The organism is Stenotrophomonas sp., from assembly GCF_036662295.1.
Lineage (GTDB): Bacteria > Pseudomonadota > Gammaproteobacteria > Xanthomonadales > Xanthomonadaceae > Stenotrophomonas.
Genome location: NZ_JAVWXA010000004.1, coordinates 1 through 13,102, shown reverse-complemented (window position 1 = coordinate 13,102; position 13,102 = coordinate 1). Strand labels below are relative to the sequence as shown.

At 66.8% G+C, this 13,102-nt stretch carries 11 protein-coding genes; 8 read left to right on the top strand and 3 right to left on the bottom strand.

The window, feature by feature from the left end; translation table 11 throughout:
- The first annotated feature begins 104 nt into the window (after positions 1-104).
- From RSA25_RS01415 to RSA25_RS01405, 3 genes are all read left to right on the top strand, one after another.
- Positions 105-1,016, top strand: a complete 912-nt coding sequence (locus tag RSA25_RS01415; protein ID WP_332807140.1) for a hypothetical protein — start codon at positions 105-107, stop codon at positions 1,014-1,016.
- Positions 1,013-1,891 carry a hypothetical protein gene (locus RSA25_RS01410; protein ID WP_332807139.1) on the top strand — a complete coding sequence of 293 codons (879 nt, stop codon included), beginning with the start codon at positions 1,013-1,015 and terminating at the stop codon, positions 1,889-1,891. The genes RSA25_RS01415 and RSA25_RS01410 overlap by 4 nt, the downstream gene beginning before the upstream one ends.
- Before the next feature lie 85 nt (positions 1,892-1,976).
- On the top strand, positions 1,977-2,870 hold the full coding sequence (locus RSA25_RS01405) for a hypothetical protein (protein WP_332807138.1): 894 nt from the start codon (positions 1,977-1,979) through the stop codon (positions 2,868-2,870).
- A gap of 18 nt (positions 2,871-2,888) precedes the next feature.
- On the opposite strand, the gene RSA25_RS01400 is transcribed toward RSA25_RS01405, so the two are convergent.
- Together RSA25_RS01400 and RSA25_RS01395 are read right to left on the bottom strand one after the other, a co-directional pair.
- Complete coding sequence (locus RSA25_RS01400; RefSeq protein WP_332807137.1) at positions 2,889-3,887, bottom strand: patatin-like phospholipase family protein; 999 nt, start codon at positions 3,885-3,887, stop codon at positions 2,889-2,891.
- Positions 3,888-4,001: 114 nt separating this feature from the next.
- Positions 4,002-5,027, bottom strand: coding sequence for a TIGR00266 family protein (locus RSA25_RS01395; protein WP_332807136.1), 1,026 nt, complete (start codon positions 5,025-5,027; stop codon positions 4,002-4,004).
- 222 nt (positions 5,028-5,249) lie between these two features.
- Here RSA25_RS01395 and RSA25_RS01390 point away from each other — a divergent pair, with 222 nt between their 5' ends.
- From RSA25_RS01390 to RSA25_RS01380, 3 genes are all read left to right on the top strand, one after another.
- Complete coding sequence (locus RSA25_RS01390; RefSeq protein ID WP_332807135.1) at positions 5,250-7,517, top strand: TonB-dependent receptor; 2,268 nt, start codon at positions 5,250-5,252, stop codon at positions 7,515-7,517.
- A 500-nt stretch (positions 7,518-8,017) separates the two neighbouring features.
- The gene (locus RSA25_RS01385) at positions 8,018-8,569 is read left to right on the top strand and encodes a hypothetical protein (protein ID WP_332807134.1); all 552 of its coding nucleotides are present in this window, start codon (positions 8,018-8,020) and stop codon (positions 8,567-8,569) included.
- A 215-nt stretch (positions 8,570-8,784) separates the two neighbouring features.
- A complete protein-coding gene (locus tag RSA25_RS01380) occupies positions 8,785-9,525 on the top strand; it encodes a hypothetical protein (protein ID WP_332807133.1) in 741 nt (246 codons plus the stop codon).
- Between the two features lie 4 nt (positions 9,526-9,529).
- On the opposite strand, the gene RSA25_RS01375 is transcribed toward RSA25_RS01380, so the two are convergent.
- Positions 9,530-10,372: a phosphatase PAP2 family protein gene (locus RSA25_RS01375; RefSeq protein ID WP_332807132.1), complete on the bottom strand. Its 843-nt coding sequence runs from the start codon at positions 10,370-10,372 to the stop codon at positions 9,530-9,532.
- 260 nt (positions 10,373-10,632) lie between these two features.
- On the opposite strand from RSA25_RS01375, the gene RSA25_RS01370 reads away from it, so the two are divergent.
- Positions 10,633-11,514, top strand: coding sequence for a hypothetical protein (locus RSA25_RS01370; RefSeq protein WP_332807131.1), 882 nt, complete (start codon positions 10,633-10,635; stop codon positions 11,512-11,514).
- Positions 11,515-11,525: 11 nt separating this feature from the next.
- Entirely contained in the window at positions 11,526-12,731 is a 1,206-nt protein-coding gene (locus RSA25_RS01365) for a DUF4785 domain-containing protein (protein WP_332807130.1), read from the top strand.
- The last annotated feature ends 371 nt before the right edge of the window (positions 12,732-13,102 follow it).

The window sequence follows — 13,102 nt, the reverse complement described above, 5'->3', positions numbered from 1 at the left end:
CGATAAGGCCCGGTCGGCGCCCGCCTTGCAGGCCTGACTGCCTCGCACCCGCTGGCGATGCTGCTTCCTGCATCGCCAACGGGCCACTCCCGCCGTCCCGCTCCGTGGCACTTAACCTGCTTTTGGTTTCGCTGCTATCGATGGCCGCGTGCACGCCGCCGTCGGGCCAGAAACCGGTGGCGTTGACCCAGACCAACGAGCAGGGCTGCACGCGCCAGCGCAGCGTGGGCCCGCAGGATGCGTTCGCCGATCCTGCACCGGTGAAGCAAGCCTGCGTCGGCCCCTATCTGCTGGCGCTGCCGCAGAACTACTTCGACAATCAGACCGGCACCGAGCACGACGGCAGCTTTGGTCTGGCGTTGGAGTACCCGTCTCTGGAGCCGTTCAAGCCTGGAGAACGAATGCACCTGACTGCCGATGTCCTCACGCGCACGGTCAGCGTCGATTTCATTTACATCGACCGGATTGATGTCCGGCAGTCGTTACGCAACGCTTATCTTCCGATGGATCACGAGCGGGATGATCCAGCGGAGACGCTCGACGCAAGAATTCAAGGGCAGCCTGTTTACGGATTGACGCCCTACTATGCGGATCTGGCGCGCATACGTGACTACGATATCGGTAGAGGCGCGGCGCCACGACAGCCCGCCATGAAATCCAGTTGGTACGAGGACTGGTTCGTTACGCGCGACACCCGGGGGGAGATCGACAGGATCATCAAATGCACATCCCGCAATACCGTCGAGTCCGGCGTTGAGTACCGGGACGGAAAAATGGTGAAGAGCAGGGTGCGCGAGCTTCCCGAATGCGATCATTTCCTTATCATTCCTGAAAGAAGTACGCGCTTGCGAATCAACTACGTGCGCGAAGCAATGAAGGACTGGCGCGCCATCGAGGACAGAGCCAGGGCGTTGTTTCTCCAAGGCATCAGCAACAGGAAGTCCACGCCAGGACAGGCTGCGGGTGGAGCCGGTCTGCCGGCGGCGGGCGTCGCACGAAGGAATGCAGCAAGATGAAAGCGCTTGGAAAAGCTGGCGCCGAAGCAACGCTTCGCGCAGCGAACACCCTGGTCCTTGCCGCACTCCTGCCACTGGCAGCCTGCGCGCCATTGCCGGAGCAGAAGCCGGTGGCGCTCACCCAGACCAACGAGCAGGGCTGCACACGCCAGCGCAGCGTTGGCCCGCAGGATGCGTTCGCCGATCCTGCACCGGTGAAGCAAGCCTGCGTCGGCCCCTATCTGCTGGCGTTGCCGCAGAACTACTTTGATAACCAGACGGGCACCGAGCACGACGGCAGCTTTGCGCTGGCCCTGGAGTACCCCTCGCTCCAACCGTTCAAGCCCGGCGAGCTCAAACAGTTCAACGTGGACGTCTTCGCGCGCACGGTGAGCATCAACTATGGCTTTATCGACCGCATCGATGTCCAGCAGGCGCTGCGCAACGCCTATACGCCGATGGACTTCGAGCAGGATGATCCGGCCCGATCCCTGCATCTGCGGAAACAGGGCGAGATAATCCACGGATTGTCACCTTACTACGCCGATATTGACCGCATACGTGCGTACCGCCGGAAGCAGGGCATGGACGAGACAGCGCCCGGCATGCAGGTAAGGTGGCACCGCGATTGGTACGTGGCTCGCGATGACCATGATGAGATCCAGACAATCATCAAATGCACCGCACAGGGCGTCACTGAGACGGGCGTGGCGTATCGCGATGGCCGTTTGGTTCGCAGCCGTGAAAGCGAACTGCCAGAGTGCGACCACTTCTTTATCGTCGCCGACCACAGCACACGCATCAGGGTGACCTATGTTCGTGCGGCATTGAAGGATTGGCGCGCCATCGAGAAGCGCGCACGTGACCTGCTTGTGGGCAGTATCGCTCGGAAATAGCGACGATCCAGAAAGGTTGGAAGGATGCGGAAACGTGGAGCGCGCAGGGTCGCCGGTGGTCGCAACCCAGGAGGCGGGAGAACTTATGTTGCACGCAGCTCGAATATTGCTCATCACGGCACTACTGCCACTGGCTGCCTGCGTCCGCTCACCGGACCCGCTGCCGTTAGCGCAGACCCAGACCAACGAACAAGGCTGCACACGCCAGCGCAGCGTGGGGCCTCAGGATGCATTCGCCGATCCTGCACCTGTGAAGCAGGCCTGCGTCGGCCCTTACCTGCTGGCGCTGCCGCAAAACATCTTCGACAACCAGACCGGCACCGAGCACGACGGCAGCTTTTCCCTGGCCTTGGAGTACCCCTCGCTCCAGCCGTTCAAGCCGGGCGCGCGCAGGAACATGTCTGTCGACGGATCACTGCGTACGTTGCGCATCGAGTATGGCTACGCCGCGCGTTACACGCCGCTGCAGATCCTGCAGCGCATGACCACGCTTCCCGAGTACGAGCCCGACAGCCCAAGCCGGTCGCTGAAAGACAGGATCAAGGGCGAGGACGTGGCCGGGCTGACCCCGTACTACGTGGACATGGCGCGCGTTCGCGCGCATTACCTTGGAAAAGGCGCCAGCGAACGCACCCCCTTTATCCAACCGGCGTCGAACGACGACTGGTTCATCTCGCTTGACGCCACCGGGCGTGTCCAGCGCCTGATCCGCTGCGCGTCGCGGGAGATGAAGGATCCGGGCTACGACTGGCGCGGCAACGTGCCGGTCAAGAATTCCACGATCGGCGTGGCGAGGTGCGAGCACCTGTTCGTGATGCCGGAGCGGAAGGTCCTGGTCACCGTGTCCTACCTGCGCGATCTGCTACCGCAATGGCCGCGCATGGAAGCGCGAGCGAAGGCGGTCTTCCTGGAAGCGGACATCACGCCCGCGCGTGGCGCCCGTCGCGGCCGCCACGCCTCCACGAACACGGGCAGTTGAGCGCCCGGCCCACCGCACTTACCCCTCGCACTTCTCCTTGCGACCCATCAGCTTGCCCACGCGCGAGGGCTCGTCGCACTTGGGCTTGGGCGGCGGCGGGGCGAGCGCGGCGGCGCGGGCGCGCTGCAGCTGCTGCACCTTGGCGCGGATCTGCGGCATGGCCGCCATCGCGGCCTTCTCGCCTTCCAGGATCGCATAGCCACGCTGGCTGAAATCGGCCGCGCCGATCTCCAGCACCTTGGGCCGGATGATGATGTCCGCGCGCGCCAGTTCCTGCTCGCCCAGGCGCTGGCCCATGATCGCGATCGACTGGTTGACGATGCCCAGCATGCCCGTCGGCGACTTGCCGCTGGCCTTGCTGGAAATATCCACGGCGATGACGAAGTCCGCGCCCAGCTGGCGCGCCGCGTCCACCGGCACCGGGCTGACCACGCCGCCATCGACGAAGCTGTTCTTGCCGATCTTCACCGGCTCGAACACGCCGGGGATGCTGCTGGAGGCGCGCACGGCCTGGCCCACGTTGCCGCGCACGAAGACCGCGCGCTCGCCGGTGTCCAGGTTGGTGGCGACCGCGGCAAAGGGCTTGCGCAGCTTTTCGGCGGGGCGGTTGTCCACCTGCGCGTTGACGTAGTCCTGCAGCTTCTGGCCCTGCACCAGGCCGCCGGAGAACAGGCGCACGTCGCGGATGCTGGATTCATCCAGCGCCACGGCCTTGGTCTGCATCTGGAAGGCGTCCATGCCGCTGGCATACAGCGCCCCGACCACGCTGCCGGCGCTGGTGCCGGAGACCACCACCGGTTCGAAGCCGTTGGCTTCGAGCATCTTGATCACGCCGATATGCGCAAAGCCCTTGGCCGCGCCGCCGCCGAGGGCGATACCGATCTTGACCGGCTTGGCCGGCGCCACCGGGGTGGCCACCGGGGGCGGGGTGGGGCGGACCGGATCGCCGCCACAGCCGGCCAGCAGGCCGAGCAGGGCAACGGACAGCGTAAGACGAGTGCGGCGCAGTGATTTCATCGGAATCGCAGAAAGTGAATGGGCATCAAGGGCGCCAGCATACCCGTAGTGCCGGCCGCTGGCCGGCAAGCCGTGGATCGCCAGTCAACTCCGGTTGCCGGGCGCGCCAGCGGCTCAGAACCGGTTGTCGCCGTCCAGGATCCGGCCGATGCCGCCCAGCACCGACCCCTCGCCACGGCTCTGGCCACCGGCCTGCGGGGCGGCCATCCACATCCGCCCGGCCAGGCGCGAGAACGGCAGCGACTGCAGCCACACCTTGCCCGGCCCGGTCAGCGTGGCCAGGAACACGCCCTCGCCGCCAAAGACCATGCTCTTGATGCCGGCCACGCGACGCACGTCCATGTCCACGCTGGCGTGGTAGGCCACCACGCAGCCGGTGTCCACGTCCAGGCGCTCGCCGGCGGCCAGCTCGCGCTCGACCACGCAGCCGCCGGCATGCACGAACACCCAGCCATCGCCTTCCAGCTTCTGCATGATGAAGCCCTCGCCGCCAAACAGCCCGGTCATCACCTTGCGCTGGAACTGCACGCCGATCTGCACCCCGCGCGCGCCGGCCAGGAAGCTGTCCTTCTGGCAGATCAGGCAGCCGCCGTGCTCATCGAGCTTCATCGGCAGCACGGTGCCGGGGTAGGGCGCGGCGAAGGCGACCTTGGCCTTGCCCTGGCCGGTGTGGGTGTAGAGCGTGGCGAACAGGCTTTCGCCGGTGAGCACGCGCTTGCCGGCGCTCATCAGCTTGTCCATGAAACCGCCACCCTGGCCGCTGTGCGAGCCGTCGCCGAACACGGTGTCCATCTGCACCGAGGCGTCCTTGAACATCAGGGCCCCGGCCTCGGCGATGGCGCTTTCGCCCGGGTCCAGCTCGATCTCCACGAACTGCATCTCATGGCCCACGATGCGGAAGTCGATGTCGTCGGCGCGCTGGCCGCGCCCGCCGCTGCCCGGCACCGGCGGCGGCGCACCCTGCGGGGCGGTGCTGCCGGCCCGCAGTTCGGGCACCTCGGCCAGCGCCATCCAGCCGCTCATGCCCTCGCACCACACCAGCGCACGGGGGTTGGCGTGGGCGTACTGGCGGGCCGCTGCATCGTCCAGCGGGCCAACGCGGCCGGCCTGGCCGGAGGTGTGGAAGTACCACTGGGTCATTGCGCTGTACCGGGCGGGAAGGAAGGCGCCCAGTCTAGAACGGGCCGTACCCGCGGCGACTGGGCCGGAAGTCGTGACCACGGTCGAAGGATGGCGCGGTCCTTCACATCTGCGTGGCCGGATCTTGGTAATGAATGACCGGAATTTGCGACGTTGTTGCTGTGCTGCAACAATTGTCTGGTAGCGCCGGTCCACCACCCCTCCCAACACAGCCTAATCGCCATGTTCCCGAACCGCACTGCCCACGGCCGGTCTCCGTCCGTGCATCCGCTCGTCATCGCCCTCGCCGCCCTGCTGCCATTGACGGCCGCAGCCCAGGACGCCCCCGCCGCCAAGGATCCGGTCGCCCTCGATACCCTGCAGGTGACGGCCCAGCGCCGCGTCGAAAACGCCAAGGACGTGCCGGTCTCGATTTCCGCCATCCAGGGCGAGAAGCTCGACGTGCTCGGTTCGGCCGGTGACGACATCCGGTTCCTGTCCGCGCGCGTGCCCAGCCTGAACATCGAATCGTCCTACGGTCGTGCCTTCCCGCGCTTCTACATCCGCGGCCTGGGCAATACCGACTTCGATCTCAATGCCTCCCAGCCGGTGTCGCTGGTGTATGACGATGTGGTGCAGGAAAGCCCGCTGCTGAAGGGCTTCCCGCTGTTCGACCTGGCCGGCGTGGAAGTGCTGCGCGGCCCGCAGGGCACCCTGTTCGGCCGCAATACCCCGGCCGGCGTGGTCAAGTTCGACTCCGCCCGTCCCTCCCAGGACGCGGATGGCTACATCAAGGTCGCCTACGGCAGCTACAACACCTGGAACACCCAGGGCGCCTACGGCGGCCCGCTGACCGATCGCTGGTCGGCGCGCGTGTCCGCGTTGTACCAGCGCCGCGACGACTGGGTGACCAACACCCGCCAGGGTGCGCCGGCGCAGGGCTTTGAAGGCTATGACGAGGCCGCCGCACGCGTGCAGTTCCTGTACGAAGGCGATGACGTGGAAGCGCTGTTCAACCTGCACAAGCGCAAGCTCAACGGCACCGCGCGCCTGTTCCGCGCCAACATCATCCAGCCGGGCAGCAACAAGCTGGTGGAGAACTTCGACCGCGATGAAGTGGCCACCGACGGCCAGAACTTCTCCGACCTGGAAACCTGGGGCGGCAGCGCGCGCCTGAAGTGGGACCTGGGCCGGGTCACGCTGCACTCCATCACCGGCTATGAAACCGCCGAATCGCTCAACCATGGCGACATCGACGGCGGCTACGGCGCGGCGTTCCTGGGCGCGGGCAACTACGGCCCGGGCAACATCCCGTTCGCCTCCGAATCGGCCGATGGCCTGCCGCACCACCGCCAGTGGACCCAGGAATTCCGCGTGGAATCCAACGAATGGGGCCGCTTGGACTGGCAGGCCGGCGTGTTCTACTTCGATGAAGACGTCACCATCGACAGCTTCAACTACGACTCGCTGACCCCGGGCAACCCGCAGACCGGCCATGCGGTGCAGCAGCAGCGCAACAAGGCGTGGGCGGCCTTCGCCTCCGGCGACCTGGACGTGACCGAGCGCTTCAAGCTGCGCGGCGGCGTGCGTTACACCCAGGACAAGAAGGACTTCAGCGCCAGCGTGCTGCAGGCCGTGCCCTTCGGCACCCCGGTCAGCGGCCCGTACATCGCCCGCACCGACGTCAACGACGTCAGCTGGGACCTGAGCGGCGTCTACCAGATCACCGACAACGTCAACACGTATGCGCGCGTGGCCAAGGGCTTCCGCGCCCCGTCGATCCAGGGTCGCCTGGCCTTCGGCGGCGTGTCCCAGGCCGATTCGGAGAAGGTGATCTCCTATGAAGTGGGCATCAAGGCCGACCTGTTCGATCGTCGCGCGCGCCTGGGCTTCAACGTGTTCCGCTACAACGTGGACGGCCAGCAGCTGATCGCCGTGGGCGGCAGCAACAACACCGCCACCCTGCTCAACGCCGACCGCACCATCGGCCAGGGCGCCGAGCTGGACTTCGAGGCCTACCTCACCGACCACGTGTTGCTGACTCTGGGCAGCAGCTACAACGACACCGAGATCAAGGACAAGAACCTGGCGGTGGCGATCTGTGGCGGCGGCTGCACCATCACCGACCCGACCACCGTCATCGACGGTGCCACCTACGCCCTGGTCAACGGCAACCCGTTGCCGCAGGCGCCCAAGTGGATCCACAACCTCACCCTGCGCGCCGGCTTCCCGGTCAACGACGCCAGCGAGCTGTACGTCTACACCGACTGGGCCTACCGCAGCCCGGTGAACTTCTTCCTGTACGAGTCGCCGGAGTTCCGTAGCCGCTCGTCGCTGGAAGGTGGGCTGCGCCTGGGTTACAACTGGGATTACGGCCAGTACGACGTGGCCGTGTACGGGCGCAACCTGACCGACCAGGTGCGCGTGGTCGGTGCGATCGACTTCAACAACCTCACCGGCTTCCTCAACGAGCCGCGCACGTTTGGCGTGGAGTTCACCGCGAAGTTCTGAGGTGGTCATGCGGCAGGCGCCCACCACCGGTGGGCGCCTGGCAAACGAAAACGGCGCGGAGAGATCCGCGCCGTTTTTCGTTCTGCCGCGATTCGGTGGTGGCGGCCGCAGGAACCCGCGATTCGGTAGTGCCGGCCGCTGGCCGGCTTCCAACAGACACTCCCCCTCTCAACGGTCACCACCCAACGGTCAGCGCAGCGCTTTTGAATCGCCCTGATAGCCGCCGCTGCCCGGCTCCGCGCAAGCGCGCTGCTACCCGCAGGGATTCACGTCGGACAACCGCATCAGAAGAACTTCCCCCAAATGACCGATGAATCTCCTTCTTTTGCATGGGTGGCTTGTCGTAATTGAACCGCTCACAGACGTGGAAACGTGTGCCAGATGCCGCTGCATGCACAATAAACCTTGAAATTTGCACCTTGTCGCGTTTGGCCTGGTCAATTCCACGCGAGCGGATTAGCACTGCATGGACCGGAATGCGCCGGTATGGAGGCAGTGCAATGACTTACAGGAAGTGGCAGATCACTGTGGCATCGACCATTCTGCTGGCATCTCTCCAGGCAGAGGCCCAGGTAAACGATGCAGATGGGCTCAGGCACCTCGAGAACCAACGGTTGGAGCTGGACAAGCGGACCGCATCGATCACCGACCGCCATGCCTTCGATGCCTACGCCAAGGCGACAGAAGGCACCGACATCTTCCCGCTGTCCAAGCTCAGCCCTGCCGCGCGTGCACGGTTCACCGAATCGCTGCGCTTCAACGCACGTGGCCTGACTACGTTCGACTACTCGGATCTGGTCAGGGAGCTGGGAGCGGCCGATATCCAGCGTGTGCTCAAACCCTTTGGCTTCCAGCATCTTGTAGCGGTTCTGCCAGACATCAGGGTGCTCTCGGAAGAGGACCATAGGGTGTTGCAGACATTGGAAGCAACCCGCCGTCTACGTTGCAGCGTAGGAGAGCACTGCAACGAAACGGACTATCCCGCTTACAAATGCGCCTCGCATGCAACATGTGAGGAATCTTCGGTTCATACTTGCACCTCCAACTGCTGACGTCCGCAATGCGGCGGCCATGCCTCACCCAAGCAGGTGTGCTGTGCGGACTCCTGCGGATCGGCGCCGTGTTTCTCGTCTCCCCAGTTGCGCCCTGCGCGGCTGGGGAAGCCGTGGATCAGGCATACGCCGCTGTGCTGCGCGCGGCTGAGGGTACGTCAGGGCCTGACCACGATTGGCGCACGCGTGGCGCAGCGGTGGATAGTGAGTTTGACATGCATGCCATGCATCATCTGGACGCCCTGTCCGCCCTTTGCACGCAGGACTTGCGCATGCTGTTGCGGGCAACCCATGCGGCGGCGGTGGCAAGCAAGCATTCCCGCTATTCGGGTATCGCACAGCGCATCGGCATGCAGTTGAAGGGACGAGGCGCCCTACAGTCTGCCGATATCCGCGACGGCGCTCGCATCGCCATGATCAGTCGCGACGGCAGCGCACTGACGTCTGGATCAATGTGGTCATCAGCCTTCAATGGTGCCCGACCGCCCACGCTGCCCAAGGCCACAGCGGATGTTGACTACTGGACACCGGACCCGGACGGAGCGGGCTACGGAAAAGCGACGGCGGAGATTGCATCGCTGGATATCCTCGTCATCGCGCATCCGACGTGCGGCTTCACGCGGGCTGCAGCGGACGCGGCGCAAACCGATCCTGAGCTGCGATCCATGCTTTCAGGTCGCCGCGCGCTCTGGCTGTCGCCGCAGGACGGGACGCTCGATCCACGTGTCTTCATCGACTGGCGCGAACGACATCCCGACCTGCCAATCCATATCGTGGGCCGCCAGTCGGGGTTTCCCGAGCTTGGCTACTGGGGAACGCCCACGTTCTACATCCTGCGAGACGGCAAGGTGGTCGCGCGGGTCGTGGGTTGGCCGAGCGGAGGCAACAAAGCGGCGTTGCAGAAGGCCTTTGCAGATGCAGGCATCGCGCCACGAGTTGATCCTGCCGGGCGGTGAGAGGTTACAGCGCGCTCTGCGGCCGCACCTTCAGCACCGCTTCCTCGGCCGCGCAATCACGGCTGGCATGCCGCCCGGCCTTGCGCGCGGCGGCGATCTCCCGGCGCGCGGCGCGCAGGTCTTTCTGGAAGCCGCGGTTGTCATGCAGGCGGGCCACGGCGGCCGCGCCCATGAAGCGCCCTTCCAGGATGTCGCTTTGCCAGTGCACGTTGCACACCAGCCGGCTCTCGCCATAGTCGCGGCCGCGTGCCTGGATCGCATCGGCGCGGTCCGGGGCGATCTCGGCCAGGATCAGCGCCCACGCCCAGCCGATCGAGGTGTGGCCGGAGGGGTAGGAGCCATTGCCGCGCAGGCCGTCCTCATCCTCCGGCGTGCAGGTCGGTGCGCCGTTGACCATGAACGGGCGTGCGCGCTGGTAGTGCTTCTTTGCCACCCGCGTGGCCGCGCTGGCATCGATCCGGCTGCGCTCCAGCAGGCGATACAGGGCCGGGGTCTTCACGGCATCCACGTCCATGTCGATGGCGCAGGCGAACTGGTTGGCCCCTTCCGGAAAGCCCAGTTCGGCATCGCGATGGGCCTGCGCGAAACGGGGGCTGCCCTGCAGCGCGCGTGCCTCGGCGCTGACCTGTTCGTCCAACGCGAAACCGGCCGAACCCGGGGCCGGCGGCGCCGGTACCAGGTCCAGGCTGGCCGGTACGGCATCGCTGGCCAGGTAACCGACCGCCTTGGTGGTCACCGAGGCTTCCACCGCCGTCGTGCCCGGTGCCGGCGTGGTTGCGCAGCCGGCCAGGGCGGTCAACAGGGCAGCGCTCAACACGGCGCGCAGGGCAAGGGCGGGGCAGGGCATGGGACGACTCGCAACGGACCAAAGCGGCATGATCGCAGCTTCACCTGGCCTCCACAGCCGCCGTTGGTCATGCGGCCAGATCCGGCACGGCGCGCCGCCGGATGACGAAAACCGGCGACTGGTTCACGGATTTAAGCAGACGCGCGACATAGCTTCGCCCTAGGCGCCCCTAACCGTCATGTCGCCGTGGATACATGCACGGCACGGCAAGGCGGTAGCGCCGATCGGAATCAGGGGGATCACCTGCAAGGAGACAGCGGATGCGAAGCAACGCGGTAAGGATGGGCGGCGGACTCGCCCTGGGCTTGATGCTGGCGTGCGGCAACGCGCACGCCGCCGATGTAGTGGGGGTGGCGTTCGTGCATGGCACCGGCAAGCAGACCGATGCGCGCGCGGACTACTGGCAACCGGGAATCATCGACACCGTGCGCCAGGGCCTGCCCAACAGCAGCAACTACACGGTGGTCAACTGCGATTTCGAACAGTACATGTGGAAGGCCGAGGCGGCCGGGTGCCTGGCCGGGCAGCTGACCAGCTTCATCAACAGCAAGGGCATCACCAAGCTGGTGGTCATCACCCATTCCAACGGGGGCAACGTGGTGCGCTGGATCCTGTCCAACCCCACCTACGACAGCCGCTATCCCAAGCTCATCCAGACCATCAGCAAGGTCACCGCGCTGGCGCCGTCCTCGGCCGGCACGCCGCTGGCCGATGCCGCGCTCAACGGCAATGCCTTCGAGTCGTCGGTGGGCTGGCTGCTGGGCTACAAGAACGATGCCGTGCGCCAGCAGCAGGTGAGCCACATGGCCACCTACAACGCGCAGAACCTCTACGGCACCGCGGGCCGGCCGGCGCTGCCCAAGGCCTTCCGCGTGGTGGTCGGCTCGGATGTCGAGTCGGCGGTGTGGGACAGCAACAGCTACTGCGGCGGGTATGCCCAGAACGTGGGCCTGGAGTTCACCCAGAACTGGTTGAACAGCTGCTCGGACGGGTTCCTGGAGTGCAGCAGCCAGAAGGCGGCCGGCAGCCTGTGGTTCACCGACAAGGCGCGCACCAAGGGCGCCGAACCGCTGAGCCACAACCAGAGCCGCCGCGAGTGCTTCGGCCTGGGCACGATCCTGCGCAACGACCTGACCCTGTGAGGAGCACCCGCATGACTTCAAGACTGATGATGGCCGCCGCCGTGGCCGCGGCGCTGGTGTCCCTGCCGGTGCTGGCCGCGCAACCGTTGTTGAGCCGCAGCGGCGACCAGCTCGCGCCGCGCGTGGAGAACGCCCCGCTGGCCGCTGCGGGCATCGAGCGCGCGCCGGTAAGCTTCGCCTGGGCGCTGGACCCGGCCCAGTCGCTGGCGGCCCCGGCCCCGTTCGTGGCCACCAGCCGCAGCTACTGGGAGATGGTCGATGCCGGCAGCCTGCAGCGTGGCCTGGACCTGCCGTTGACCGCCGCCGATGCGGTGATCCAGGTGAGCCCGACGCAGGGCGCCCGCGCGCTGGCGCCGGAGCAGTGGCAGGTGCGCGATCCGGCCGGTGCGCTGGCGGTGGACAAGGTGGTGGACGCGCAGCAGTTGCGTGCCGCCGGCATGAGCGTGGGCCAGGGCACGGCGATGGTGCGCACCGGGCGCAGCAGCATGGCCGGCAACTACCGCCTGCAGAGTGCCCAGGCACAGGGCCGCTACGTGGTGCAGGTGCTGGAACCCAACAGCACCGTGGCCCTGCACCTGCAGGCCAGCCGCGAGCAGGTGCTGGCCGGGGGCAGCGTCTCGGTGAGTGCGCGCCTGCTCGATGACGGCGGCACCGCGGCACTGGCGGCCGGCAAGGCCAGCGGGCGGCTGCTGCCGGCCGGTGGCGAGGCACTGCTGGTGGCCCCGGACGGGCGCAGCTGGCCGGTGCCGCTGGTGGCCGGCAAGCAGGGCCTCACCGCGCAGGTCACCCTTCCCAGTGACGTCGGCACGGTGCAGGGGCTGTGGGAGCTGCAGGCCTTCGTCAGTGCCAATGGCGTGCAGCGCGATGGCAAGGTGGCCTTCGCGGTGGCCCAGCCCACGGCGCGGTTCAGTGGCCAGGTGGAGGTGGATGCGGCCCGCCGCACGGTGACGCTGCCGCTGCAGATCGGCGCGCCGGGCCGTTACGAGGCGCGCGGCACGCTGTACGCCACCGGGCCCGATGGCCGCTTGCGGCCGGTGGCCCAGGCGCACAGCGCGGCATGGTTCGATGCGGCCGGCAGCGCCGCGCTGGCATTGCCGTTCGACAGCGTGGCCCTGCCGCGCGGCTATGCCGCCCCGTTCGAGCTGCGCGACCTGCAGTTGCAGGACCAGGGCCGGATGGCGCCAATCGAGTCACGCGCGGTAGCCGTCACGTTCTAGGCACGGCGGGCGACGGAGGAACCCCTCCGTCGCCCCAACAGGGGTAGAGCCACCCCATGGGTGGCCGCGTCCCATCACGCCCCCGCACCCCGCCAGCCACGCATGGCGTGGCTCTACCCCCCAGGGCCGGCCTCGCCATCCACCGGGGTAGAGCCACCCCATGGGTGGCTGCCTTCCATCGGGCCCTCGCACCCCGCCAGCCACGCATGGCGTGGCTCTACCCCCCAAGGGCCGGCCTCGCCATCCACCGGGGTAGAGCCACCCCATGGGTGGCTGCCCTCCATCGGGCCGCCGTGCGCCGCCAGCCACGCATGGCGTGGCTCTTATCTCTTGGCGATCTGGCACCTTAGGTGCCGAGAGCCCGGCGTGGG